At 42.7% G+C, this 24,164-nt stretch carries 23 protein-coding genes; 5 read left to right on the plus strand and 18 right to left on the minus strand.

Annotated features, from left to right (window positions below; all coding sequences use genetic code 11):
- Positions 1-295: 295 nt before the first annotated feature.
- From Q0I54_RS03695 to Q0I54_RS03710, 4 genes are all read right to left on the minus strand, one after another.
- On the minus strand, positions 296-664 hold the full coding sequence (locus Q0I54_RS03695; protein ID WP_296116543.1) for a nuclear transport factor 2 family protein: 369 nt from the start codon (positions 662-664) through the stop codon (positions 296-298).
- 38 nt (positions 665-702) lie between these two features.
- Entirely contained in the window at positions 703-1,578 is an 876-nt protein-coding gene (locus Q0I54_RS03700; protein ID WP_296116544.1) for a nucleotidyltransferase family protein, read from the minus strand.
- A gap of 346 nt (positions 1,579-1,924) precedes the next feature.
- The gene (locus tag Q0I54_RS03705; protein ID WP_296116546.1) at positions 1,925-2,362 is read right to left on the minus strand and encodes a DUF6379 domain-containing protein; all 438 of its coding nucleotides are present in this window, start codon (positions 2,360-2,362) and stop codon (positions 1,925-1,927) included.
- A gap of 19 nt (positions 2,363-2,381) precedes the next feature.
- Complete coding sequence (locus Q0I54_RS03710; RefSeq protein WP_296116548.1) at positions 2,382-3,290, minus strand: sugar phosphate isomerase/epimerase; 909 nt, start codon at positions 3,288-3,290, stop codon at positions 2,382-2,384.
- Between the two features lie 202 nt (positions 3,291-3,492).
- Between Q0I54_RS03710 and Q0I54_RS03715 the strand changes: the two genes are divergently transcribed.
- Positions 3,493-4,329 carry an AraC family transcriptional regulator gene (locus tag Q0I54_RS03715; RefSeq protein ID WP_296116550.1) on the plus strand — a complete coding sequence of 279 codons (837 nt, stop codon included), beginning with the start codon at positions 3,493-3,495 and terminating at the stop codon, positions 4,327-4,329.
- Positions 4,330-4,340: 11 nt separating this feature from the next.
- Here Q0I54_RS03715 and Q0I54_RS03720 read toward each other — a convergent pair whose 3' ends face one another.
- From Q0I54_RS03720 to Q0I54_RS03760, 9 genes are all read right to left on the minus strand, one after another.
- On the minus strand, positions 4,341-5,315 hold the full coding sequence (locus Q0I54_RS03720) for a sugar phosphate isomerase/epimerase (RefSeq protein WP_296116552.1): 975 nt from the start codon (positions 5,313-5,315) through the stop codon (positions 4,341-4,343).
- 20 nt (positions 5,316-5,335) lie between these two features.
- Positions 5,336-5,755: a DUF6379 domain-containing protein gene (locus Q0I54_RS03725; protein ID WP_296116553.1), complete on the minus strand. Its 420-nt coding sequence runs from the start codon at positions 5,753-5,755 to the stop codon at positions 5,336-5,338.
- Positions 5,756-6,027: 272 nt separating this feature from the next.
- Positions 6,028-7,092 (minus strand): Gfo/Idh/MocA family protein, encoded by a 1,065-nt coding sequence (locus Q0I54_RS03730; RefSeq protein ID WP_296116554.1) that lies wholly within the window; start codon positions 7,090-7,092, stop codon positions 6,028-6,030.
- A gap of 12 nt (positions 7,093-7,104) precedes the next feature.
- Positions 7,105-8,025 carry a sugar phosphate isomerase/epimerase gene (locus tag Q0I54_RS03735; protein WP_296116556.1) on the minus strand — a complete coding sequence of 307 codons (921 nt, stop codon included), beginning with the start codon at positions 8,023-8,025 and terminating at the stop codon, positions 7,105-7,107.
- A gap of 98 nt (positions 8,026-8,123) precedes the next feature.
- Positions 8,124-9,257 (minus strand): Gfo/Idh/MocA family protein, encoded by a 1,134-nt coding sequence (locus tag Q0I54_RS03740; protein WP_296116557.1) that lies wholly within the window; start codon positions 9,255-9,257, stop codon positions 8,124-8,126.
- 3 nt (positions 9,258-9,260) lie between these two features.
- Positions 9,261-10,265, minus strand: coding sequence for an ABC transporter permease (locus Q0I54_RS03745; RefSeq protein WP_296116560.1), 1,005 nt, complete (start codon positions 10,263-10,265; stop codon positions 9,261-9,263).
- Positions 10,265-11,764: a sugar ABC transporter ATP-binding protein gene (locus Q0I54_RS03750; protein ID WP_296116562.1), complete on the minus strand. Its 1,500-nt coding sequence runs from the start codon at positions 11,762-11,764 to the stop codon at positions 10,265-10,267. The genes Q0I54_RS03745 and Q0I54_RS03750 overlap by 1 nt, the downstream gene beginning before the upstream one ends.
- Positions 11,764-12,747, minus strand: a complete 984-nt coding sequence (locus tag Q0I54_RS03755) for an ABC transporter permease (protein ID WP_296116564.1) — start codon at positions 12,745-12,747, stop codon at positions 11,764-11,766. Before Q0I54_RS03755 ends, Q0I54_RS03750 begins: the two co-directional genes overlap by 1 nt.
- 27 nt (positions 12,748-12,774) lie before the next feature.
- Positions 12,775-13,977, minus strand: a complete 1,203-nt coding sequence (locus tag Q0I54_RS03760) for a substrate-binding domain-containing protein (protein ID WP_296116565.1) — start codon at positions 13,975-13,977, stop codon at positions 12,775-12,777.
- Positions 13,978-14,324: 347 nt separating this feature from the next.
- Here Q0I54_RS03760 and Q0I54_RS03765 point away from each other — a divergent pair, with 347 nt between their 5' ends.
- Positions 14,325-15,350, plus strand: a complete 1,026-nt coding sequence (locus Q0I54_RS03765) for a LacI family DNA-binding transcriptional regulator (RefSeq protein ID WP_296116567.1) — start codon at positions 14,325-14,327, stop codon at positions 15,348-15,350.
- A gap of 274 nt (positions 15,351-15,624) precedes the next feature.
- On the opposite strand, the gene Q0I54_RS03770 is transcribed toward Q0I54_RS03765, so the two are convergent.
- Complete coding sequence (locus Q0I54_RS03770; RefSeq protein WP_296116569.1) at positions 15,625-18,192, minus strand: GH39 family glycosyl hydrolase; 2,568 nt, start codon at positions 18,190-18,192, stop codon at positions 15,625-15,627.
- A 99-nt stretch (positions 18,193-18,291) separates the two neighbouring features.
- Positions 18,292-18,882, minus strand: a complete 591-nt coding sequence (locus Q0I54_RS03775) for a DUF6553 family protein (protein WP_296116571.1) — start codon at positions 18,880-18,882, stop codon at positions 18,292-18,294.
- Positions 18,883-19,188: 306 nt separating this feature from the next.
- Here Q0I54_RS03775 and Q0I54_RS03780 point away from each other — a divergent pair, with 306 nt between their 5' ends.
- Entirely contained in the window at positions 19,189-19,830 is a 642-nt protein-coding gene (locus Q0I54_RS03780; RefSeq protein WP_296116573.1) for a DUF1836 domain-containing protein, read from the plus strand.
- 138 nt (positions 19,831-19,968) lie between these two features.
- Here Q0I54_RS03780 and Q0I54_RS03785 read toward each other — a convergent pair whose 3' ends face one another.
- A complete protein-coding gene (locus Q0I54_RS03785) occupies positions 19,969-20,271 on the minus strand; it encodes a YerC/YecD family TrpR-related protein (protein ID WP_296116574.1) in 303 nt (100 codons plus the stop codon).
- Positions 20,272-20,365: 94 nt separating this feature from the next.
- Positions 20,366-21,181, minus strand: a complete 816-nt coding sequence (locus Q0I54_RS03790; protein WP_296116575.1) for an AraC family transcriptional regulator — start codon at positions 21,179-21,181, stop codon at positions 20,366-20,368.
- A gap of 175 nt (positions 21,182-21,356) precedes the next feature.
- On the opposite strand from Q0I54_RS03790, the gene Q0I54_RS03795 reads away from it, so the two are divergent.
- Together Q0I54_RS03795 and Q0I54_RS03800 are read left to right on the plus strand one after the other, a co-directional pair.
- Positions 21,357-22,367 carry a sugar phosphate isomerase/epimerase gene (locus Q0I54_RS03795; protein WP_296116576.1) on the plus strand — a complete coding sequence of 337 codons (1,011 nt, stop codon included), beginning with the start codon at positions 21,357-21,359 and terminating at the stop codon, positions 22,365-22,367.
- A 13-nt stretch (positions 22,368-22,380) separates the two neighbouring features.
- A complete protein-coding gene (locus Q0I54_RS03800; RefSeq protein WP_296116578.1) occupies positions 22,381-22,773 on the plus strand; it encodes a DUF6379 domain-containing protein in 393 nt (130 codons plus the stop codon).
- A gap of 231 nt (positions 22,774-23,004) precedes the next feature.
- Here the strand turns inward: Q0I54_RS03800 and Q0I54_RS03805 are convergent, their stop codons facing one another.
- The gene (locus Q0I54_RS03805) at positions 23,005-24,051 is read right to left on the minus strand and encodes a Gfo/Idh/MocA family protein (RefSeq protein ID WP_296116580.1); all 1,047 of its coding nucleotides are present in this window, start codon (positions 24,049-24,051) and stop codon (positions 23,005-23,007) included.
- Positions 24,052-24,164: the final 113 nt, after the last annotated feature.

The raw sequence follows: 24,164 nt of genomic DNA on the forward strand, positions 1-24,164 counted from the left end.
CGTTATCGGAGCGAGCATAGCCCGACCGCGGGAGTGTGTCTGAACCAACAGCTGTTTTTGCTGTTGGTGAGTTCGCGAATTTAATCAGAACTTGCTCTGGCAAGTTCTGGTGCGAGATTCGGGTCTGCGTAGCAGACATATTTCAAATCCGAATCTCTGCACATTTATGCGAAGCTATTCTAAGTGGAGGTGAAACCTCCGCTTAGGAGATAAGCGGCGCAGCGCAGATAGAAAATCAGTCGTGCCGGCATTGGAGTTTTCTTCCAGCTTTTTTAAAACTACCCTAAACAAGAATTTAAAACTGTCCATTCGAATTATTGCATTCCATGTTATCCACACGCATGGTGCAATCCCAGTGTTCTGCCAGTTTTCCATCTTCCAGTCGATACAGATCAAACACTTTTACAACCACACCGCCATCCATTTTGCATTTGAAGAACATGCACACCAGATCACCATCCTCCAGACACTGGATTGTCTCAGTCTGCGGATGTCCAGCCAGGAATCCTTTCATAAATACAAGAAATCCTTCTTTTCCGTCTGCTACTTCCGGTGAATGTTGCTTGTAATCATCCAGCATAAGATCATCGATTTCTGACAGATCCCATGCATTAAATACACGTTCATAAAAATATTCTACTACTTCTTTATTTGTCCGCTTCATTAATATATCTCCAATTTTTACGTTTTATTTTTCATAACTCAAGCTTCTGTCGTTATCCACTTTGCATCCGAGGAAAAATCCCTCAGCTGCCAGTGAATGACATCCAATTTACGGATTTTCAGTATCAGACGCAGAAAATACTTCCGAATCTCCACCAGTTCATGGTCTTTCCCCGCGATCAATACCGCGAACTGGTCAAAGTCCTCGTATAATTCACGCTGCGCGATCATGGCCTGACTTCGTTTTTCATAGCCTCCATAAGTGTCAGAAAACACATCCTCTGATTCCATGAGCCGTTCCAGCAGCCGTTCTTCCCATGTATCGCTCCATCCCTGCTCTTTCCAGAAATCCGATACTTCCGGGATACACATGCACTTCACACTGCTGTACATATACTTCAATGATTTGATGCATTCCACCGCCAGGACATTTCGCGGAGCAAGCATGATTTTCTCTCCACCTGGCAGCCCATCCTCAATTGCTTTTGCCTGAGCCTGATAAAATGTCATACCACTCTGTTTATATGCAGCCAGCCGCTTCTGAAAAGTCTTTTCATTTCGGATTAGGACATACGCAATATCCAGTAACTGTGCGTAAGAAGCATCCAATGATTCCAGCACAAGTACATCAATATCCTTCGCATTTGTGATCAGATTCGACGTACTGTAACCATAGATTCCGACACTGGACAGACAGGTGTACAGCGGAAGTTCCAGAATCTGATTTACCCCTATCTGCTTTGCCTTTTCCAGTCTGGATTCCATCGGTTCTGCTGCTGGCTGGCCGTTCTGAAGATAGTTGCCACTCATAATTGCAAGTACCTGATCCGCCCCGGAGGCCTGCTTCACCTGTGCCAGGCGCTGCTGTTCCGTCTCCAATGTATCCATAAAATCTGTAAAATACGCTGCTTTCATTATTGTTCCTTTTCCTAATATCTTTTTTGTTATAAATCCCTAAGAACAAGTTGTGCATTGCATACACATTAGAAGTTAATTCCGGTCCAACTTGCCTCATCAATGCACATGTTGCCATGTACACTATGTAAAAATTTGTCTTTTCATAACTTAAGCGGAAAAATCGGAGAAATTTATCTCAACGAACGATTCAGAGAACGACTGCGTTTTGCGAGTTTTGCGCGAGTGGAAGACGACCAGCTTTTATAGGAGTCGAGAACAAGCGCAATGAAACCGAAGCAAAACGAGGGTAGTGAACGGTTAGTGAGTGAGATAAATTTCTCCGATTTTGCTTTAAATTATAAAATCAATTACACAGAAGCATTCTTCTCTCGTTATCAACGCCAAACATATGAGCCATATTTCCAAGACCGCTTCCGTCTTCTTCTGCTTCCAGTGCACCATTGTAATTCAGTACCCAGCCATACTGCAGGCTGACATCATGGTATCCGATGGAAAGTCCGCCTTTCTTTTTAATACGGTATGTCAGCGGTGTTCTGAACTGCCAGTATTTGTGCAGATCAAACATCTCTTCTCTGGTGTACTCAATTCCGTCATATACGAAGATAATCTCATCACGGTCAAATACTTCACCGTCTACTACGACATTACCGAAACGGCACTGTGTAAACCAGTATCCTTTATAGTATTTCGGAACGAATTTAAATTCGAATCCATCGATTTCTCCGTTCTCATCATATGTATTGTGAAAACCACGCTGCTGAATTGGGCGAATTTCTACCATTATCGTTTTCCTCCTTTTCTTAGTATCCCAGAATGTTACGAAGCATAATCTGATGACGACGAACCTGATCCGGAATATGCTCCATAGCCTGTGCAAATTTTTCCGGTCCTTCTTCTGCGAAGAAACGAATGCCACCTTCGTACTCGGAAAGCAGATCTCCGCTCCAGCCATTGTCTACCATCAGTTTGATTACTTCCGGATACGGGATGGTCTCTTCCTCAAAATTCTCATTCATGTAAGTGAATTTTGCATGGCAAACATAGCTGTATGGAAGGAAATCAACAATTTCTTCCGGTTTGCTGATATCATCGAAGTTCAGCCATGGAAGTCCCACCATATCCTGAGATGCTTTGTACTGGAAAGTACCAAAATCGATATTAAATCCAAAGTGAGAAGTTTTGGTACGATGGATAAAATCAAGATATTCATCGCGGATATGCGGGGTATGGAGTGTTGTCGGAAGATGTACTTCATTTTGCATACGCACATCATATTTCTCGGCATATGGAAGCGCTTTTTCAATGTAATTCTGCCAACCCGGTTCCGGATCACACAGCTCATTTGTACATGTAATCTTTGTACGGAGTGCTTTGAATCCAAGTAAATGAGCCAGGCGGAAATCCTGTTTTAACTCCTCTACTACTTCATCATCGCTCATGCCTTTTCCACGGTGCAGATGATTCTCTGCCCAGTGTCCTAACTCGGACGGCTGCATGTTATATTTCTCGCATAATCTCCAGTAATGGTCGATCCATTCCGGGGACGGATTTGGATAATTTGGGATATAACTTGTCAGAAATTCGAAACAAGTTGCTCCTGTATCAGCCATTTCCTCGAAAGCATCATCCAGTGTCATTGTTTTTCCAAGAAGGTTATGATAGCTGTATAAGCAGATACCTCTTCTCGGAGTTCCCTTTTCAATACTCATGATTATATGTCCTCCTTTTTATTAAATAACTTCTTATTTATTGATTCGTCCGAAACATCTATTCCTCTCTTTCGAACAATTTTATTATATCAGTCTGATCCCCATATTTCCATGTATAGCATTCTCAAAAAAATGGACAAAATTACGATTCTATACTATAATGGCAATCATAAAACACCCACAAAAAACAGGAGAATAAAACATGAATTTTCTAATTGCTAGCCAGAATAAAAAATTTTATGATTACCCATCCCACAGCCACATATTCTGGGAAATGCTTCTGAATATCGAAGGTTCCGGAACCGCCGTGATTGACGGAAAAACCTACGATTTCCAGCCGGGCACCATCTTTTGCATCCGCCCGGGTATCCTGCACAGTAAACGTTCAGCTGACGGTTTTGTGGATGGCAGTATTCTGCTCATGGATTTCTGTATGGAATCCGATTCTGAAAACGTCTTTGTATTTCAGGATGATGAACGAAATTCTTTTTACTCCCTGTTCAAGCTTGCCCTGGATTATCCCTTAGATCCGGCCACAGATGTTTATGCAGAACGTTTTTTGCGTTCCATTCTGGATGCCATGCAGAATCTTTTGTGCCATTGGAAGAATGCAGGCTGCAAAAACCCGGAAGTGCTCCGTGTCCAGAAAATTCTGTCCGACCATGTGGGGGATATGCACTTTGACCTGGACAAAGTCATCCAGGAAACATCTTACTCCCCGAATCATTTTCGGAAACTATTTAAAGAACAGTGCAACTGCTCTCCTCTGCAATATTACAATCTCCTGAAAATCCAGCGGGCAAAAGAACAGATTCTTCATCATAAGTCCATTCTTACGATCCAACAAATTGCACATAACTGCGGTTTCGAAGATCCTTATTATTTTTCCCGGCTCTTTAAAAAAATTACCGGTGTCAGTCCGATGCAATACTATAAACAAAGTCGGGAAAATATGTCCGATATTGTTCCCAGAAACCGTTTTGATAATCTGGAGCAGGATTTACATCCGGTGGAATCCATCCGCTATTTTGAATTGTAACTTTTCACCTTTTATTTTGTCTCTGCATCCAGCATATGATTTACCATATTTACAAAATGTCCAAGCTGTTCCACGCAGCTGACATCGGAGTAAAAATGATGTCCCTCAAACTCGCTGGCAATGTAACCTTTGTAACCGTTTTCAACCAGCGCATGGATCAGTGTCTCATACGGGATGCACGGATCATGCTCATCATTGTCAAGATAATAGAATTTGCCGTGGATGTAAAAAATGCAGTCCATCACAGCTTTTAACTGCTCCACTTTTGCCGGGTGATTGAACTTGCCAAACATTTCTTCTGCATAATGTTTCTCAATGTCGGTATAATCTCCGTTGTTGACTTTCTCCATGTCGCCGCCTGCTGCATGGATCTGTACGATCTCATCCAGTTTTTCCGGGCGACAGCCAAATTCAACGGCCTGACGCAGGTAAAGAGCATGTGGCATTTCCTGGAAAATGGAAAAATCAGGCACGAAACCGAGATATCCTTTTCCTTCTCCCTTCATGATCTCGAAATACTCTTTCCATACATCCACATCCGGATGATGCGGCCAGTGCATTTCAATGGTCAGCTTCATATCCAGCTCTTTGCAGTAAGGGATCATTTTCCGGAAAATCTTCGGAGAGATCGCATGCTGGGTACGGACCATCGGAAATCCTGCTTTTTTTGCATAAACCAGATCGTTTAAGGTGCACTGAATGATCTCTTCCTCATTCATATCACGGTCACTTCTTGTTCCCATGTCGATATAGGCAGACCAGCAAACCGGCTCCAGTTCGTATTTTTCCAGTAATCCTTTCAAGTTATATAACCATTCATCGGAAGGAAAAGGATAATCCGGAACCATCTGTGCTGCTACCAGTTCGATTCCTTTGTATCCCATATCGTGAACGGCTTTCAGGCATCCTTCCAGATCCAGTGTTCCATGGATAAATTCCGTTGACAGGCTGTACAGAGACACGCCAATTTTAATATCTGTATTCATAATCGTTCATCTCCTTTTTCCTATTGTTCAGCCATCAATGTCTCGGTCCGGTCACTGATCAGTGTCAGATACTGACCGAAATATCCGGTATACGGAACTCTGTGTTTCATGTATACACGAAGAGAATGTTCTCCCGGTGCGATACCGCCAATCTGCTGCACCTGAATTGTTGCCGGTTTCATTACATACCAGTACTCATGGTTCAGCTCCGGCAGATCTGAAATCGTAAATTCTTTTCCGTTCAGTCCGAACGCGATGTCTTCCTTCGGGATCTCCTGTCCGTCCATCTCAAACTTCAAATCTTCAATACAACTCAGATAGCATCCGCGGTAAGACGGATAGCGAATTTCAAACTCATATCCGATTTTCTTTCCTGCTACGATCTCATTTTTGATTGGTTTCTCACAGATCAGGATCTCATTATATGCCACAAAATCCATTCTTTCTCTCTCCTTTTTAACAAAAAACTGTAAAAACAGCTTTTTTTCCTGTTTTTTGGTACAAGAAAGTGTGTTATCACACACTTACGCGTTTAAAATTATCAATAGCACATCTTTCTTGCCCGCGCCGAGCACGCTTGCAAAGCAAGAATCTCTTCTCGTGCGAGTGCGCATCGTTTGCACGAAGTGCTTTTGTTTGATAGGAAATTCATCGTAATTTCCTATCAAAAAAAGACAGGTGCGCACAAAGCACCTGTCTTTTTCAGGTTTACTTATGCCTCAAAGTCTACAGATTTTCTTGTCTTTGCAGACAGTCTTGCTGCATCCATAACTTTTAACACACGTTTTACTTCCGGAATCTTAACCAGGAAGTCTTCTTCTCCACGGTATGCTTTGACATAATTTTCAAAATACATACGGTGTGTGGTCTGAGCGATCTCGATATCTTTGCTCAGGATCAGGCCTTCCCGCGGCGGTCCGAAAGATCTTGTCGGGCCTGCTGCTGTCATCGTACGACCATGACCTGCGTTCTGCAGTAAGCCGGCAGTATGTACAATCTTTCCTTCCGGATGGAAACCGTCCACATAAGCAGATCCTTTGTTTCCGCCCATGAACCAGTGACGCTCAAACCATCTTTCCTCATCTTTCAGGAAGTAAGTTCCCAGCTCTACCTCTGCAGTAATACCGTTTTCAAACATCAGCAGAACTTTGAAGTAATCATCGACCTGCTCGTTGATCACGTTTCTTACATCTGCAAATACGGATGTGATCTTGCCTGGGATCATGTAAAGCATCTGATCGATCAGATGTACACCCCAGTCATACATCATACCGCCGCCCTGCTCCGGATAAATATGCCAGTCATGCATATTTCCGTTGTATCCGTACAGACCGGTCTGAACAGTGTAGATATCACCGAGTTCATCTGAATCAAATACATTTTTCATCGTGCGGTAATCCGGATCAAATCTTCTCTGCTGATGAACAGTGAATTTTACACCGTTCTCTGCAACTGCTTTCTCCATCTCCTCGAGATCCGGGATAGATAATGCAACCGGTTTCTCACAGATAATGTTTTTCTTTGCTGCTGCTGCCATTTTTACCAGTTTCAGATGCTGGTTGTTATTTGCTGAAATGATAACAACGTCGATATCATCTCTTGCCAGAAGATCCGCTGCGTCTGTATATTTTGCAACGCCTTCCGGAGCATCTTTCATCTGATCTGCCTCGATATCACAGATAGCGATCACATCAATGCCATCAAAGTCGGATAATAAGGTCATGTGCTCATGTCCCATAAAGCCAAATCCGATAATACCAAATCTAAGATTTGCCATAATTGTTTCCTCCTAAATTACGAACTGTGTCATATATCTCTTGCTGAGTTTTAAGCTGTCCAGTACTTTCTCCTGGCTGCCCTCGAAATATTTGTCCTCTACTTCGATGCAGGTATATCCATCGTATCCGATATCCGTCAAAGCAGACACATATTTGCCCCAGTCCACATCACCGTAGCCTGGAATCTTCGGAGACATGAAATCAAGTGGATATCCCATGATACCAACTTCCTGAAGTTTGTCCGGATAAAGTTTGATATCTTTGTAATGTACATGGAAAATTTTATCCTTGAACTCATAAATCGGTTTGATGTAATCAATCATCTGCCATACAAAATGAGATGGATCGTAGTTAATACCAAAGTTATCACTTGGAAGAATCTCAAATACTTTCTTCCAGTTTGCCGGTGTGGTCATCAGGTTCTGTCCACCCGGCCACTGATCCGGTCCGAACAGCATCGGGCAGTTCTCGATGGCAACTTTTACGCCCTGCTCCTCTGCCAGTTTGATGATCGGAGGCCATACTTCTTTGACGATCTCAAGGTTTTCTTCAACTGTTTTTGTCTGGTCACGGCCGATAAAGCTTGTAACCATGTTGATTCCCAGTTTTGCACTTGCTTTGATCAGAGCCATCAGGTGATCAACGGAAGCCTGACGTTTCTCCAGATCCGGGTCAAGTGTATTCGGATAAAAAGCGAGAGAAGAAATCTCTACTTTTTTTTCTGCTGCATAATCCAGAATGTGTTTTGCGTACTCGTCATCCTCCAGCACGCGCTCTGCATCAATGTGGCTGACACCTGCATAACGACGCTCTGCTTTTCCCTGTGGCCAGCATGCAACTTCCACACACTCAAAGCCAAGGTCTGATGCGATATCCATCATTTCTTCGTAATTGCTCTGGTCTAAAATGGCACTTACAAATCCTAATTTCATTGCATTTTCTCCTCTTCTATCTGGTTATTTTTTTATACCACGTTGTGGAAGTATTGAATCACCCAACACTCCCACAACCTTTTTTACCTTATTTTGTTTTATTTGTTCAGGATTACTTCTTTTCCTGTACGTGCTGATTCATAAATAGCATCCAGAATCTGTGTTACAACGAATGCCTGCTCCGGTTTTACAACCGGCTCTGTATCGTTGATGATGCAGTTTAACCACTGCTCGCACTCAAGATCTTTCGGTTCGGAAGATCCGCCCTCGAAGAATGCAATTGTACCGCCCTCAGACAGTTTCTGCTCAACCAGCTGTCCATGGTATGTTCCGTTTACGATCAGATCGTACTCACGGCCGTTGCTTGCGCCACCGCCGGACATAGCACCAACGATCTCAGCACCTGCTTTTGTACCGCAGAGTGTGCAGGCTGCTTCTCTGGAATCTTTCATGTTGATCGCCCAGGAAGACTCAAGGAAGATGGTTGCACCGTTCTCGAATTTGATAAATCCGAATGCGGAATCTTCTACTTCGTATGTCTCAGGATCCCATGCACCGAACATGTTGCCCTGTGTAGCAAGCTCAGAATGACCAAGTTTCTCAAATACAGAACCCATAACGGATACTGGTTTGTAATTATTCATACACCATAATGTGATGTCTAATGCATGTGTTCCGATATCGATCAGAGGACCGCCGCCCTGTTTTGATTTATCTGGGAAAACACCCCATGTCGGAACGGCTCTTCTACGAATTGCATGTGCTTTTGCGAAATAGATATCACCGAACTCACCGGCTTCGCATGCTTTATGTAATGTCTGTGTATCAACACGGAAACGGTTCTGATATCCGATAGTAAATTTCTTACCGGATTTTTTCCATGCATCCATCATTTTCTGAGCGGACTCTGTATTGTGTGCCATAGGTTTCTCACACATTACATGTTTGCCTGCTGCAAATGCGTCGCATGTGATCGGGCAGTGAGCTACGTTTGGTGTCAGTACATGTACAACATCGATCTCAGGATCTGCTAATAACTCTTTGTAATCTTCGTATACTTTTGCGCCTTCTACACCGTACTCAGCAGCTGCTTTCTCAGCTCTGTCTACTAAGATATCACAGAAAGCTACCATATCTGCTTTGTCAGCCTGATTTTTCAGAGCCGGTAAATGTTTCTGATTTGCAATACCACCACAACCGATGATACCTACCTGTAATTTTCCGTTTTTCATCGTTTATTTTCCTCCATTTTCAACTGCTGTCTCTGCAGCATTCTCTTTCTGATTATGAGCACCCTCCTGACCTACATAAGCCATTCTCTTAGCCAGCTGGCTTGTCAGGCAGACTGCTCCGAGCAGTACAAGACCACGGACTAACTGAGTCACACCTGCGTTCAGTCCACACAGAACCAGACCGTTCTCCAGCATGATGATGGTCGGGGCACCGAATAATAATTTGTATACTTTGGAACCTTCACCACCCTGTACCGGGATACCTGCGATGAACAGAGCCATCATAACTTTCATCTCGAAGCCGGATCCCATAGTATTGTTTGTTCCACCAAGTCTTACTACAGTGAAGATACCTGCAACAGCTGCCAGAAGACCGGACATTACGAATGCCATGATTTTGATCTTGTCAACATTGACACCGGCATATTTCATTGCTACTTCATTCTCACCGATACCTCTTACATAGTTACCGAATCTGGTAAATCTCCATATGTAGATAATTACAAGTACAATAGCTACGAGAATGATACCTTTTACTACCGGTTTATCCAGTACATACAGATTATCCGGCAGATAATAGGCCTTATTACTTAATACCAGGTTAACGATTGCACGCCATGCCATCATTAACGCAAGGGATGCCATAAAGGAATTTACTTTTCTCTTTGCATTTACATATCCCAGCAACAGACCGGAACCGATACCGATTAAGATGGAGATAATGATAAATACAAGAGAGTTTCCAGATGCCTGCGCACCCATCAATCCGAAACATCCTGCCAGTGCTACAACTACACCGGTACTGATATCTGTACCACCCATAGCTGCTACGAACAGCATTCCAAGTCCTGCAAGGATGGTTGCTACGGACTGGTTAAAGATATTTAAGATGTTTCTGGAATTCAACAGTGTTCCGCCGGTGGCGATACTAAAGATTACTAAGATCAACACAAAAATGATAATTGGAAGCCATGTGTTGATATCAAAACGCATTTTTTTAGTTTTCATTACAACATTACCTCCATCATTTTTTCTTCTGTGAAATCACAGTTTCTGGAAAGCATTGCAGCAAATTTATGATCTTTCATAACCATGATACGGTCAGACATACCCATGGCTTCCTGAAGTTCATCAGAAATCATGATGATAGCCTTTCCTTCTGCCTTTGCTTTCTTTAATACGCTGTAGATATATGCTTTTACACCGATATCTACACCACGGGTCGGGCAGTCCAGGATAATGTAATCCAGATCTTTTACCAGCCAGCGGCTTAAGTTAACTTTCTGTTTGTTACCACCACTCAGACGACGGACAATGTGGTTCAGACCGGAAGATTTAATTTCAAACGCCTGAGATGCTTTCTCAGCCAATGCTTTTGTTTTTTTCGGACTTAAGAATCCTACCGGACCGGATAACTCTACCAGGGACGGAATGATTAAGTTTGCACCGATTCCTGCATCCAGCATCAGTCCGTTTGCATCACGGTCTTTGGAAAGATAAGCACCTTTTGTCTTTACCAGATCTCCTGGATGTTTCAACTCGGTATTGCTTGTCTTGACACGCACTGCACCTTCATGATGCTCCAATCCATAAATCGCACTTCCCAGTTCATGGATACCTGCATCGGAAAGTCCGCAGACACCAAGGATCTCGCCTTTATGTACATCAAAGGAAATATGTTCACATTTGCCTTCAATGGTCAGATCTCTGACCTCCAGAACAACCTCATCATCATACTGTTCTTCCTGGTCGTCACGGTAGTAGTCACCGGAAACTTCACGGCCGATCATCTGACGTTTCAGTTCGTCCATGGTAAACTCTTTTGCTTCCTTGCACTCCACGATGACACCATCACGAAGTACTGCGATCTGATCACAAATATCCATCATCTCTTCCAGGTCATGGGTAACCATCAGAATGGTTCTGCCCTGGGATTTGAACTGCTCAATAAATTTGTACAGTACCTGACGGTTATCCTGGGATAACGCCTGGGAAATCTCATCCAGTACCAGAAAATCCGGATCAGTGATCAGGGCTCTTGCCAGCTCCATGATTTTTCTTTCCTCAATGGAAAGGGTTCCGGCTGGTACGTTCAATGGAACTTTTGGAAGATTCCATTTTTCAAATACTGCATCCGCATCACGGTGCATTGCTGCCAGATCTACCGCAATACCTTTTTTATATTTATCCATCTTGCCGAGGAACATATTTACGATACCCGGCAGATTTCCTACCACTCCAAGTTCCTGTACAACCATGGCAATGCCATGTGCTGCCGCGTCACTCGGAGAGTGTGGATCATATTCTTTACCATTTTTATAAAACTTACCGGAATCCTTACTCTGCATTCCACAAACCATGGAAGCCAGTGTGGATTTTCCGGAACCATTCTCACCTGCAAGTCCAAGAAGAATTCCCTTTTCCAGAACCAGGTTGATATCTTTGTTCGCTAAGGTCGGGCCAAAGCTTTTGCTGACACCTTCGATACGTAACATCTCTTCTGCCATCACTTCATAACCCCCTTATATCCCAAAGATGAGAGGATACCACATACAAGTACTACCATACCAAGACAGATATCCTGGCCTGTACCTGACGGTACACCTACCAAAGTCAATACATTAAATAATCCCGCTACGATAAAAGCTCCGATCACACATCCAACTGCATCATTATAGATACGGGAGAAAGAACCTGCGATCAGGATAACAGCCAGTGATTTAAAGATACCACTTAAAGATCCCATACCTGCGGATGTAGTAAAACGTCCGGTATAGGAAAGCTGTGTGATAACACCGATGGAGATGATCACAGCTCCAACTGCTGCAGAAAGCATGATTGTTTTTACTCTGTTGATACCCATGGCCTCTGCAACTTCTCCGCCGCCACCGATGGCGCGAAGGTTAAAACCAAGTTTTGTGCGGTTAAAGATAAACCATGCAACTGCAAATACTGCAATTGCGATAATAAAAATTGTCGGGAATTTTCCCAGTGCCTGACAGTGTTTTAAGTACACAACCGCTGCACCGGCTGTCTTTGCACGATTTCCAACATAAATGGTCGCAATTGCCTCAAATACCAGTGCCGCACCAAGTCCTGCTACCCAGGAAGGTATCCCTAAGAATACGGAACAGGATGCACTCAGTAACTCACATACAATCATGGCCACGATAGCTCCGATGATCAGTCCTGCATATCCCAGTCCGAAATCTTCTACCAGTACTGCTGCTACGTTACCTGCCAGAATTGCCTGTGCGCCTATAGATAAATCGATCATACCGCCCGTAAAAATAAACATCATTCCCAGTGCAACGATCATTGGATAGGTAACCTGTGTCAGAAGTGTACGCAGGTTATTCGGAGCAAGTAATCTGCCACCTGTAATAAAGTGGCAGACTACAAATGCTGCGACGACAATCGCAATAACCAGTATCTGGGTTTGCAGACGTTTCTTTTTCGGATCGACACTTAAAGTTTTTTCTTTGGACATAAATGCCTACCCCTTTCTGCAAACAGATTATTTCGCAGCCGCTGCTGCTCTCTCATCTAATGAGTAATCGCTGATTACTTTCATAAATGCGTCATAATTGAAATCCGGATTGTATTTTCCATCCATAGCCTGAATTTCTGCTGCGGAATAACATGGATTATCAATAAATGTTTTCTTAAATGTCTCATATGTATCCGGTGTGATCTGGAATGGCATGATGTTATCTACAAATACTTTGTTTCCATCAGCATCCTCTAACGGTGTTCCATCCAGATAGTTCATCAGAGCTACCGTTGCCATTGTACCGGCAATCCAGTAATCACCATTTACAAATTCAACAGCATTACTGTCATCACACAAATACTCAAGTACTGCTGTGTCAAGTCCGGATGTAAGAACTTTTGCATCCAGTCCCTGGTTGGAAATCGCATCTGCTGCACCAATACCAAAATCAGAACCTGTACCATATACGAAATCAACATCCGGATAAGCGACTAAAGCGTTCTCTGTGTATGGCTGGATATTATCCTGGGAATCTGTATAAACAACCTGTTCAATCTTACCGCCACCTTTTTCGAACTCAGATGTGAAAGCCTCGATACGTGGAGTATCTGTTGGATCACCCTGTGCACCTGTGGAAATAATACATGTTTTGTACCCCTGCTCTAATGCATAATCAGCGATTAAGGAACCATACTCTGCGTTTGCCGGTCCTACTGCACCTGCAAAATATTCGCTCTCCTGTAATGCTTTGATGACATCCGGATCAGATGGAACTTTATCTGAGAATACATATGGAACTTTTGCTTTCTCACACATATCAATTACAGTTTTATATAAGTTGTCAGCCGGAAGCCAGATTACTAATCCGTCGCATCCTGCTGCGATCATGTTCTCCACGTCCTGTACGATCTTATCTACCTGGAAATCATCGGATGTAGACTGTGACTCGCTGCCGAAGCATTTGATTACATAATCCTGATTGTTTGCCAGAGTTGTTAATGCATAAGAACCTGGTCCATAATAGTTGTAACCAATTTTGTAAGTTTTGTCCGGAGCAAAGCCAGTATCTTCAACTTTTGTTTCCCCAACTGCTTCTGGCTGTTTCTCACCTGCTGCACTTCCGTCATTGGACGCATCATTACCTGCTGTGTTGCCGCATCCTGCAAGCATTGCACCTGACATTGCTGCTACTAAGCCTACGCTTACTAATCTTTTCCACATCTTCATTGTGAAATACCTCCTTTTTCTTTCGAGTTGGTTTCTTCCCCTCTCGTTACATGTATTCTAACAAATACAATATTGACCGACTATTTGAAAATTGTTTATTTTTTCTATTTTTTCCACACAAACTTGCCACATTTTGTTCACATTCTCTTTTTGTTTCTGAAACAAACAATATTTTATATGTTTTTCTTGTCTTTTTGTTGTTTTTTTCATTTATCTATTCCATTTTTATGTTATTTCTGCTATGTTTTGTTCATGAAACAAACAAATAACTATTAAATTTTATCCTGCATAACTAGTTGTTTCTTAATGATGTTTCATAATCGTAGTCAAGAAGGATGTAATTTATTATGAATGGCAAAGTTACTATTTATGATATTGCGAAAACAGCCGGTGTTTCTCCGGCAACCGTTTCCCGCATGATTCATCAGCCAAATGTGGTTACCAAGAAAACCAGGGATAAGATATTGAAGGCTTTCGAGTTTCATGAAATCTCCCCGGAAGATCTTCGCACAAAAAAAAGAAGCACTGCTGCTTCTTCTATAAAAAAGACATCTCAGGAATCTACCATATTAGTATGTATCCCGACATGGAACAATCCTTTTTACGACGATATTCTGGGAGGCATCAAAGATTTTCTGAGCCACGCGCACTGCCATATGGTTGTCACATTGGGAATTCCGGAACGCAGCACGATTTCTTCTTTTTTGAATTACTGTGCAAGCCTTCAGATTTCCGGCATCATTGTCATGTATGCATTATCCGAGGATGTTCTGCGGCAGCTGAATGCAGCATATCCTGTTGTACAATGCAGTGAGTACAATCCGTTTTTGAAAAATATACCTTATGTTTCGATAGATGATTATTCCATTACAAAGATAGCCATCGCACATCTGATCAACAAAGGATGCAATAAAATTGCATTCTTCTCCTCCTCATATGATTATCGTCATGTGCAAAGCCGCTATCGAGCCTATCGTTCGATGCTCACCGGTAATGGATTGGCTGTCCGGCCGGAATATGTCGTTCAGGTTGCAGATTTTTCCTACAACCGTATTCTGGCCGCTGCAAATCATTTCTTCCAGCTGGCAGATCCACCTGATGCGATTTTTGCCACATCAGACAAACATGCCCACGCTGTAATCAAAGCTGGTCTGGCACAGGGATTCCGGATTCCGGAGGACATCAAAGTATTTGGTTTTGACAATACCATGTACGCGTCCCTTTCCACTCCGACCATCTCCACCATCAGCCAGCCCCGGCGTGAACTTGGAATGCAGAGTGCGAAGCTTCTGCTCTCGCTGATCCGCAATCCATATGAGCAGGTGAAACCGATCCTGCTTCCAAGCAAGTTAGTAATACAGGAATCTACCTGATTTCTGTGTACTATATAAATTAAACTCCTCATGAAAATGAAAGACCCGAGAAACATATTCTCTGGTCTTTCGTTTTATATTCCCAGTTCCTCATCCCATATATAAATCTGATGAGTATGCTCGCATACAGAATCAGATTCATATATAGGGATGAATGGAGCGCCATTTTATGAGCAAAAAAGTTCGCTTTGCGAACGATCCTACTTGAATCATTTTCAAGTAGGATCAAAGAAGCACGGTACGTGCGTTTTGCGAATGGCGCGTGGAACTGGAATCATTCCTCCATATATCGAAACGCATGGATCAACTGAATCTCCTGCGCTTCCAGTTTTGTTGAAAAACGCAGCACCTGATCTGTTACGATCTGCTCTGAAATCGTAATATGCGGTCTGGACATATGATCGATATATTCCACATCTGCCTGGGTCAGAAATGCCACTTTACCCATGCGCAGCCACTCATCCTGCACGCCGCCGTACTGGGAATTCACAACCCTGGTCTTGATATGATATTTTCCGTTTTTTACACCGGTGATAGTGATATTTAACGTAAGCTGTGTCTCATTTTCATAGAAATGCGGAATGCTCTCAATCCTTACATCCATTTCTTTCTGCACATAATACTGAATATCCAGCGGTTTATAGTTATGACAGGCAATAACATAACTGCCATACTCATTACGGGTGATCATGGTATGCTCTGTCTTTTTCAACAGATAATCCTCCAGACGGTTCATCATAAGAATGGCCCAGTAAGCCGGTTTGCAGATTCCCTGATGGGTAATCAGACCACAACGGCCATTCAGCAGCATCGGCGCATCATCATCCTCCGCAAACTGATCTGTACCGAACCAATAGCCCATCATTCCCAGTTCCTGGTACATATTCATGATTTCTTTCATCACATAGGCGCCTTTGAACCGGCTGTCATTTACAACATTTGAATTGATCACGGTAAAGTTCCACTCACTACAGAGCAGCGGCATCATCATTCCATACTGCAGCATGATCCGCTTCCGGCTTTCCACATAACTGCTGATCTGGAAATTCCTGATCTGTTCCGGTTCTACCGTTTCTCCATCTGTAATATGATGCATACGCATCCGCTCACGTCTCTCGCTCTCCGACGCATGGAGTCCCTGCTCATTATACATAACCTCACGCAAGAGCGGCGCATAACAGTAAATGGACAGGAAATCAGGCTGTACATTCCGTGTGCTCCATATCTCTATAAAATGTTCAAAAGAAATAATCCCATAAGAGCGGTCCCAGGCTCCGCCCACATGCGCCCTTGGCATCAGTTCCTTGATTGCCTGATAGGCTTCCTCAAAGTATTCGATATAGGTGGCCGGTTCTCCCTCCGGGAACCATCGAGGATCGCACCAGAGTTCAAAATACCAGGCAGACAGTTCCTGACTGCTGTAACGGTTGATGAGATGTTTCATCAGACTCCGGATAAATGCACCATATTCTTCCGCTTCGTCAAATACAATTTCACGCTCTTCATTAAAAATATAATCTTCATAGTTTCGCAGCAGAATAAACGGTTTAAATCCCAGTTCCAAATATGGCTTAATATGATTCTGACTCAGGAAATCCAGACAGGTGTCCAGACGGCTGAAGTTATAACGCCGTTCCTTATTTCCAGCATTGATATGCATTCGCTGCTCATACAGATCCCAGATACGGACATATTCATATCCCAATGTCTTACACAAAAATAACGTATGATCCTGAATCTCTTTCTGTAGCAGCAGATAGATTCCACCGATGTTGATCATCTTATTCCAGTTTTTCTCCAAAATGGAATACTCCGACGTATCTACCTGTACCTGCTCCACCTCATCAAATTCCTGTCCCGGAATATGGTTGTTTTTCTCAAAATAGTCCAGCAGCTGAAATTCTGCCAGGGCACGGTTTTCTTTATCGGTATGCTCCTGTGTCTGCTCTGTCTGCTTTAATTCTGCACGATACTGTTTCGGGCTCATCTGATATTTTTCACGAAATGCTTTATTAAATGCCGTCAGATTTGGAAATCCACAGTCCATGGCGATCCAGGTCAGGGAATTACCTGTCTGCTCCAGCTTTTTCGTTGCTTCTTCCAGACGCACATCCGTCAGATATTTGGCAAAATTAATACCAAGTTTTTTCTTAAAAAAGCGGGAAATATAGGGTGGCGACAGGAAAAAATGATCCGCCAGATCCTCCAGTTTCAACGCTGACTGATAATTCATCCGGATATAACGGGTCATTTCCTGTATCAGGGATTCGTCTTCCGCCCCTTCTAGTTCTTCCGCTGTCTGACTGCGCACAATGGAAAACGAGGAAATCAAAAGCTCTGCGATTTCATAATACAGACTGTTCAGTTTCAATAAAATTCTGCCATTGTCACTTTTTTTCCCATAATAGTATGTGATACATTTTTCCAGAAGATTACGCAGAACCGTATGTCGCTCGGAGGCCTCCTCCACGGAATTACCCAGAAACTCCATTTTACTGATATCATAATAATCCGAAAGCATCCGGACATTTGTCCGGAAACGCATCACCAGCGCATTTTTATCCATCTTCACCGCATACAACTGAAACGGATTCACAATCAGGAAATCCTTTTCCTCAAGCACCAGCGTAGTTCCCGTCACCTGCACAGATGCACTTCCGTTCAGCACAAACAGAATCTGCAGGTCCGCATCCGACACTTCCCCTTCCGCCGGAGTCAGTACATCAAAATCCATAAGCTGCTTTTCATCCATTGTCATTACCTCCCCAGGGGTGTTCTCTTCTGCCTCGCAGCTACCTTCCATGTAACTATTCAGAGCCATCTCGATTTCGCTACGCTTCATCTCGATGTGGCTTCTCGCCAAATAGATTTACAGAAAAAAGTGTTCATTCATGCCAGCATGATTCGCACTTTTTTTGTAAATCTGCATGGCTCTGAATAGTTACAGGTATTTCTTTTTTGTATCCAAAATAGCGGCTTTCATTACCCGATATTCTTCTTCCATGGAAAGGTATTTCGGTATGGCCTCTCCGATACGCTCCAGATCCAGATTGATCTTCTCACTGATCTTTTCATCACTTTTCTTTCCAAGTCCCCAGAGCATGGATGTATAATTCACGTCTTTGGAGCAGGAAAAAATATAAAGTCCTGTCAGCTGACACATTTCCTGATAGATCAGTTCCTCCGGAAACTCTGAATCCTCATGCAGTTGTAATTTTTCCAGACATTTTTTCACTGTTTTCTTATTTTTCCGTTCAGAAAACATGCTGTCCAGATTTTCCGCTGTGATGCGCAGTTCGAGAAAATATCCCAGAAACTGATCTGCATAAATTCCTTTTTTATCCTGTTTATAACGAAGTGCAAATAATTTTTCCAGAAGTTCCAGTGTCTCGTCCACTTTCTGCGCTCTTCTGGCTTCCAAAATTTCCTTTCTGGCTTCCGGTTTAAATTCTGCAAAATAATTTGCAGGCCACTCCACATGATTTTCTTTTTCCTTAGGCACTAACGGTGTCCGTTCTTCCTGAAATAACATATGTGCTTTATTCTCCTTTTTTCTGATTTCCTCTGTCATTCGGAATCTTTGTTATTATTTAATACCCACATGCATGTCTGGTTTATATAGAATAAACTGCACCATCTATTCTATTTGAACAAATGCAAGATAGTTTTATTATAACTTTATCACGGTGAAAAGTACAAGTCCTTCTTGTCATTCGGTTTTCAATACTATATAATATCCTATAAATGTCACGACATATAGCGCCATATATTTATAGGTTTATATATTCATAGCGTTATAGTATATATTTCATAGGTTTACAAATTTGGAGGCAGTACCATGACCATCAACACCAACGATTTACTCAACAGCATACTGGAAAGTCTGTCCCGCATCGACCATGTCAAACTGGAAGCTCTGCCGGATATCAACCTGTACATGGATCAGGTTATGACTTTCATGGAACGGGAACTGTATCCGACCAAGCGTCATGAGGAAGACCCGATTTTGACAAAAACCATGATCAACAATTATGTCAAAAACAATCTGCTTCCTCCGCCTGAAAAGAAAAAGTATTCCAAAGAGCACATTCTGACCTTGGTATTTATCTATTATTTCAAGAGTGTTTTGAGTATCAGCGATATTCAGAGTGTCTTAAATCCTCTGACGAATGAGTACTTTGGAAAAAAATCTTCGCCTACACTGGAGGAGATTTACGACGGCATTTTTCGTTTGGAAGCGCATCAGGTAGAACGTTTAAAAGAAATCATTCAGGAAGAATATATCATCAGTGAATCCGCTTTTTCCGATCTGGAAAACCTAAGTGAAGAAGACGCTGATTTTCTCCAGAAATTCACGTTTATCTGCCTGCTGAATTTTGACGTTTATACAAAAAAACTACTGATTGAGAAAATCATAGATTCCATGAAAAAACCACAGCCGTCCAAAAACGGAAAGTCATATAAAAAGAAACGGTCTTAAGTTTCCCTGCCATCAGGGATTCTTCCGCCGTTTCTTTTTTTGCATTTCTTATATCACTTTTTATACTTACAGATTTATCCTGTTCTTCTCTCACTTTTTGCTTTCATTTGCATGTTGCATCTTACTTGCTCAGCAGATTTACTGCTCTTCCTCTTTGCCCTGCATTCTGGCAAATACCATATCATATCCGTCATTTCCATAATTCAGGGAACGGTTGACACGGCTGATGGTTGCAGTAGATGCCCCTGTCTTTTCTGCGATGTCCAGATACGTCTTCTGCTGGCGCAGCATATGTGCTACTTCAAATCGTTGTGATAGAGAAAGAATTTCATTGATGGTACAAACATCTTCAAAAAAAGTATAGCATTCTTCCTTATCTTTCAGGCACAGAATTGCCTCAAACAAATGATCCACAGCTTCGGTTCTGATTTTTTTGCTCATTCTATATACTCCTTCTGTTCTAATAAAAACCCGTATTTTGCAATTTCTTCATGCAAAATTTTAACATACTAAAGTTTTAAAGTAAAGAGATATTTTATATCAACTCTTCCGGTGTATCCATCCGCACCATCTCGACATCTTCCGCTGTCATTTCCTTCTGTAGCGTACGGATGTACTGCTGCGGGCTGACACCTTCCTGCTGCCGGAACACCCGACTGAAATACAATGCGTCAGAAAATCCACAGCTGTAGGCAATTTCCTTCACCGTCCGACTATTTCCATACTGCTGAAACAGCGACTTAGCCTGGCTGATCCGCAGGGAATTAAAATAATTCACCGGTGACTGTCCCGTCATCTCCTTGAAGATTTTTCGGAAATATCCCATGGAATAGCCGCTGGACTGAATGGCTTTTGACAGTTCAAACTCCGCATTGGATACATTTTCATTCATGAGTTCCACCACGCCCTCCAGACGGATGTCCTTCTTTTTGCTCTGATTATAATAAGAAACCAGCACCTGATACAGCAAATCTCCAAGCACACTTGTGATGGAGGCCTCCGTCTCCCCCTTTTGATTCGTCTCATCATACTGAAACTGTTCCACTAAATCAAAAATCCGGGAAATCGTCTGTTTGTCATCATCCTCAAACTGCTTGACGCCGCTGCGGCCGATATTCCGAAAATTTTTCAAGAAAATAGACCGATCCAGAAACCCTTCATTCGATTTTTTCTGATGCGGCGTATACGGTGGAATCACAAGAATCGTTCCCGGATGAAACTCAAAGGCCTTTCCTTCCGCCAAAAATATGCCATTTCCATGCGTATTTAATAAGATTTCCCAGTAACCATGTTTGTGCTCTGGAAAACTGTAATGCAATTTTTTCGATCTGCCAATCTCTATAATTTCCATACATAATTTCCCTCGTCATAATGTACAAAGTATCTTTTTTCTTCTTAAGAATAGCAAAAATAATGTGTTTTGTCCATGTTCTTGACTACTATTATCTATCGTTTCCCTGATGCTTTTTTCGTATAATGAACTTAACAAAATAAGAGAAAACTCGAAAGAAAGGATGAATTTTATTATGGGTATCAAATCAAGTGTAAGCTTATACAGTTTACAGTATCAGTATTTACGCGGTAACATGGACCTTGATCAGATCGTCGGCTACGTTATGAGCCTTGGTGCTGACGGTATCGAACTTCTTCCGGATCAGATGCTGAAAGGCACTCCGAATCCTACCGAAGAGACTTACGCAGCATGGGATAAGATCATTGAAAAACATCATCCGGGACTTGCCTGTGACGATATTTTTCTGAATACCAACTTATATACAAACCGTACTTTAACAAAACGTGAATGCATCGACCTGATCAAGCAGGAAATAATCATGGCTCACCGTCTCGGATTCAAAGTAATCCGCCTCGTTTCCATGGTTCCAGCCTGGATCCTTGAACCATGCCTGGAGACAGCTGCAAAATACGATGTTTCCCTTTGTATCGAAATCCACGGCGGACTTGGCTTCGGTGTTCCAAAAACAGAAGAATTCCTGGAGGAAATGATCCGTCTGGACTCTCCGTACATCGGTATCGTTCCTGACACAAGTATTTTCTGCCGCAGACCACCAAGAGTTGTTGACGAGTACTGCATGGACATTTATGGAACAAACCCGGATCTGGTAAAATATGTCAATGACGTATTTGCCAGCGGAAAAGATACGTTCCACATCAGGCTTGAAAATAACGGACAAAATCCAGAAATGGATAAATACATCAAAGATCCTGCAAAAGATATGTTCTATGCTGCAAACTGTGACGGATATGAAAATGTACCATTAAGCGCAATGGACCCATTTGCAAAATATATCCAGCACTTCCACTTCAAACTGTATGAGATGACAAATGAAGGTGTCGAGTACTCCATGGATTACGAAGAAGTGATCAAATATTTGCACGAACACAACTACAACGGATATGTTTCCACAGAATACGAAGGAAACCGCTGGGTAAAACCTGGTGAGTACATTCCGGAAAAAGAGCAGGTTGCAGCTCACCAGAAACTGATTCAGAATCTTATCAGAAAGTACGAAGGTTAGGAGGAATTCAGACATGTTTGATAATAATGTATTTATACCAGGAACCTGTCATAATGTAGAAGAAGACGGAAAAATCATCGGTTATGAAATGGATACACACATTACCTATTACAGAGGCATTCCACTTTCCATGATCAACTTCCTTGCAGTTGAAGTAGACGGTGTAAAAGTACCTGCTGAAAATATTCGTTTCACACCAGATCATATTGACTGGTTCTCATTAGATGAAATGAAAACAGTCGGAACGATCAAATGGGAGTACGGCGCACCGGGAACCGTACGTGTTCTGCAGGAAGGCGGACTTTCCAAAGGTTCTCATGAGGTGCATCTGACTGTTTGTACCAGAACGGCTTATATTCCGGTGCCACTGGAAGGAAATATGACCAGAACTGTGGTTATCGATTAAGCTTCTTTTGTGGCTATAAATTTGAGGTTATGAAAGCGCCAGTCATCACTCTTACCTCTGCGGCTAACAATCGCTCGCTGAGGAAAGAGTGCCTGACTGGCGCTTAATTTACGTACGCATCCCCATAAATTTTTAACTATACCGATTTACTAATGACATCACAACTTATATTGAAAATCAGAACGAGCGACTAGATGGCGTAAACGGATTCGCTGATTTCGAACTAAATTCCTACAGTTTGATGGTTCTATCCTCCTGGCTGGACTGAAAACTCGCCAGCACCGCCCGCAGCGCATTGACCGACCGGTCATCGGCCGCATTGGTCCACTCTCCGCTTTCCAGTTCCTTGATAAATTCACGGATCACACCTGACTCACGTTGATTTGTATTTGTCATCATCATATCCAGATCATAATAAATCTTGTCCCCACGGTCTGTGCTGATCTGAATCGTATGCTCGCTGTTATCGTAAATACGCATCAGACCTTTTGTGCCAAAAATTACCGTCGAATTATCCTCTTCGCCATAATCCGTCCAGCTGACTGTCATCGTGCCAAACACACCACTCTCCATTTTAAAAATACAGATGGCATTATCCTCCAGTTCGATCATGTTGCCGTTGGCATCTCTTTTATCCAGCGTCATGACCTTTGCCGTCACTTCCGTGATATTATCGTCCAACAGATACTGAATCAGATCTGTTTTATGAATACCAAGATCTGCCATCGCTCCCATAGAAGCAATTTTTTTGTCAAAAAACCAGATTGGTCCGGACATTTTTTCTGTATCATCCGTTGCCAGCCATTTCTCCGGTCCACCATGGCAAAATGTTGTCTTAAAGGTCAGCGGCTTTCCGATCAAGCCCTGTTCGATCAGCTCTTTGGCACGGATATGTCCCATATTAAAACGCTGATTCTGGCCGATCATCAGAAAACAATTGTGTTCTTTTGCGATCTGCAGCATCTGCTCGCACTCCTCAACGGAAGTAGCCATCGGCTTCTCACACAGTACATGTTTTCCTGCCTGCATCGCACGGATACTCACCTTCGCATGTTTGTTATTTGCCACGCAGACACTGACCGCATCGATGGAGGCATCTGCAAGCATTTCGTCGATAGATTCATACACTTTTCCACCATATCTGTCCGCTAACGCCTGCGCCCGCGGCATTTTTGCATCATAATATCCTGCAATCTCTACCTTTTTATTGGAAGCATACTCCGGCACATGGCGTCGCTGCGCGATTCTTCCACATCCAATGACTCCTACTCTGACCATAATTGATTTCTCCTCTCCTACTCTGTTGCAATCTGTTTTATTGCTGATATCCTATGAAAACTGAAAGTCTCCATAAATTGAAATAGTATCTATAAACGTCCCCATGAATTATC

It is taken from the genome of uncultured Eubacterium sp. (genome assembly GCF_934295145.1).
Classification (GTDB): domain Bacteria; phylum Bacillota; class Clostridia; order Lachnospirales; family Lachnospiraceae; genus Eubacterium_I.

Coding starts and splice junctions, on each gene's coding strand:
- Q0I54_RS03695 (WP_296116543.1), bottom strand. CDS start 664: ATGAAGCGGACAAATAAAGAAGTAGTAGAATATTTTTATGAACGTGTA.
- Q0I54_RS03715 (WP_296116550.1), top strand. CDS start 3,493: ATGAATTTTCTAATTGCTAGCCAGAATAAAAAATTTTATGATTACCCA.
- Q0I54_RS03730 (WP_296116554.1), bottom strand. CDS start 7,092: ATGGCAAATCTTAGATTTGGTATTATCGGATTTGGCTTTATGGGACAT.
- Q0I54_RS03700 (WP_296116544.1), bottom strand. CDS start 1,578: ATGAAAGCAGCGTATTTTACAGATTTTATGGATACATTGGAGACGGAA.
- Q0I54_RS03780 (WP_296116573.1), top strand. CDS start 19,189: ATGACCATCAACACCAACGATTTACTCAACAGCATACTGGAAAGTCTG.
- Q0I54_RS03705 (WP_296116546.1), bottom strand. CDS start 2,362: ATGGTAGAAATTCGCCCAATTCAGCAGCGTGGTTTTCACAATACATAT.
- Q0I54_RS03755 (WP_296116564.1), bottom strand. CDS start 12,747: ATGTCCAAAGAAAAAACTTTAAGTGTCGATCCGAAAAAGAAACGTCTG.
- Q0I54_RS03750 (WP_296116562.1), bottom strand. CDS start 11,764: ATGGCAGAAGAGATGTTACGTATCGAAGGTGTCAGCAAAAGCTTTGGC.
- Q0I54_RS03800 (WP_296116578.1), top strand. CDS start 22,381: ATGTTTGATAATAATGTATTTATACCAGGAACCTGTCATAATGTAGAA.
- Q0I54_RS03795 (WP_296116576.1), top strand. CDS start 21,357: ATGGGTATCAAATCAAGTGTAAGCTTATACAGTTTACAGTATCAGTAT.
- Q0I54_RS03735 (WP_296116556.1), bottom strand. CDS start 8,025: ATGAAATTAGGATTTGTAAGTGCCATTTTAGACCAGAGCAATTACGAA.
- Q0I54_RS03765 (WP_296116567.1), top strand. CDS start 14,325: ATGAATGGCAAAGTTACTATTTATGATATTGCGAAAACAGCCGGTGTT.
- Q0I54_RS03760 (WP_296116565.1), bottom strand. CDS start 13,977: ATGAAGATGTGGAAAAGATTAGTAAGCGTAGGCTTAGTAGCAGCAATG.
- Q0I54_RS03710 (WP_296116548.1), bottom strand. CDS start 3,290: ATGAGTATTGAAAAGGGAACTCCGAGAAGAGGTATCTGCTTATACAGC.
- Q0I54_RS03725 (WP_296116553.1), bottom strand. CDS start 5,755: ATGGATTTTGTGGCATATAATGAGATCCTGATCTGTGAGAAACCAATC.
- Q0I54_RS03785 (WP_296116574.1), bottom strand. CDS start 20,271: ATGAGCAAAAAAATCAGAACCGAAGCTGTGGATCATTTGTTTGAGGCA.
- Q0I54_RS03805 (WP_296116580.1), bottom strand. CDS start 24,051: ATGGTCAGAGTAGGAGTCATTGGATGTGGAAGAATCGCGCAGCGACGC.
- Q0I54_RS03740 (WP_296116557.1), bottom strand. CDS start 9,257: ATGAAAAACGGAAAATTACAGGTAGGTATCATCGGTTGTGGTGGTATT.
- Q0I54_RS03745 (WP_296116560.1), bottom strand. CDS start 10,265: ATGAAAACTAAAAAAATGCGTTTTGATATCAACACATGGCTTCCAATT.
- Q0I54_RS03770 (WP_296116569.1), bottom strand. CDS start 18,192: ATGAAGCGTAGCGAAATCGAGATGGCTCTGAATAGTTACATGGAAGGT.
- Q0I54_RS03775 (WP_296116571.1), bottom strand. CDS start 18,882: ATGTTATTTCAGGAAGAACGGACACCGTTAGTGCCTAAGGAAAAAGAA.
- Q0I54_RS03790 (WP_296116575.1), bottom strand. CDS start 21,181: ATGGAAATTATAGAGATTGGCAGATCGAAAAAATTGCATTACAGTTTT.
- Q0I54_RS03720 (WP_296116552.1), bottom strand. CDS start 5,315: ATGAATACAGATATTAAAATTGGCGTGTCTCTGTACAGCCTGTCAACG.